The organism is Rhizobacter sp. P1_G5, from assembly GCF_056405435.1.
Genome location: NZ_JBFUCB010001017.1, coordinates 1 through 1,223, shown reverse-complemented (window position 1 = coordinate 1,223; position 1,223 = coordinate 1). Strand labels below are relative to the sequence as shown.

1 protein-coding gene is annotated in these 1,223 nt (G+C 69.0%); it reads right to left on the bottom strand.

Going from position 1 to position 1,223, the window contains the following annotated elements:
* Positions 1-1,223 (bottom strand): putative bifunctional diguanylate cyclase/phosphodiesterase (locus AC1D12_RS33675; RefSeq protein WP_477845424.1); only part of this gene is annotated, 1,223 nt, incomplete at both ends.

Below are 1,223 nucleotides of genomic sequence, written 5' to 3'. Positions count from 1 at the left end.
GTCCATCAGCATGCGCTCGGTCAGCTCGAGCTCGAGGAATTCGCCGGGCACGCCTTCCTCGCGCAGCATGTCGGCGATCATCTGGATGAAGCCCACCGTCTGGAACTGCACGCTCGACAGGTTCACCGCCACCGGCACGCTGCTGATGCCGGCTTCGTGCCAGCGCCGCGCRCAGCGCAGCGCGTCGCGCAGCACCCACTGGCCGATCGGCAGCATCTGCCGCTGCTGCTCGGCCAGCGGAATGAAATGGTCGGGCATCAGCAGCCCGCGCTCCGGGTGGTTCCAGCGGATCAGCGCCTCGACGCCGACCAGCACGCCATCGTGCGCACGCACCTGCGGCTGGAAATGCAGCATGAACTCGCTGCGCTCCAGCGCCTGCGTCAGCTGGCTCTCCATCACCAGCGCGGCATAGGCGGAGCGCGCCATCGCCGGCGTGAAGAACTGGTAGTTCGCGCGGCCGCGCGCCTTCGCGAGGTACATCGCGGTGTCGGCGTTCTTGATCAGCTCGTCGGCCGTCTGGCCGTCGTGCGGGAACATCGAGATGCCCACCGACGGCGTCACCGAGATCAGCCGCCCGTCGGCATTCACCGGCACCTCGATCGCCGCCAGCAGCTTCTGCGTCGCCTCCTCGACGTCGGCGCGCTGCAGCACGCCCGGCAGCAGCACGATGAACTCGTCGCCGCCGAAGCGCGCCACCAGGTCGGTCGAGCGCAGGCTCTGGATGATGCGCTGCGCGACCGTCTGCAGCAGCGTGTCGCCGATCAGGTGGCCCAGCGAGTCGTTGACGCGCTTGAAATGGTCGAGGTCGATGAACAGCAGCGCGAGCTGCGAGTCGCTGGTGCGCGCGCCGGTGATGCGGTGCTCCAGCGTCTCCATGAAGCTCATCCGGTTCGGCAGCTGCGTCAGCGCGTCGTGGTGCGCCAGGTGGTGGATGCGCTCCTGCGCCGCCTGCCGGTCGCGCAGGTCGCGCACCAGCGTCATGCGCATGCGCTCGCCGTTGCGCAGCATCGTGCGCACGGTGAATTCCACCGGCAGGCGGCGGCCATCCTTGTGCAGCGCGACGCTCTCGTAGGTGATCTCGGCACCGGCCGATTGCGTCGCGGCGGCGCGCGCGAGCTGGTCGGGCGCGATGAACTCCAGCGTCTGGCGGCCCTTCAGTTCCTCTAGCGTGTAGCCGATCAGCGCGAGCGCCGGCGGGTTGGCGTCGGTGATCACGCCATCCT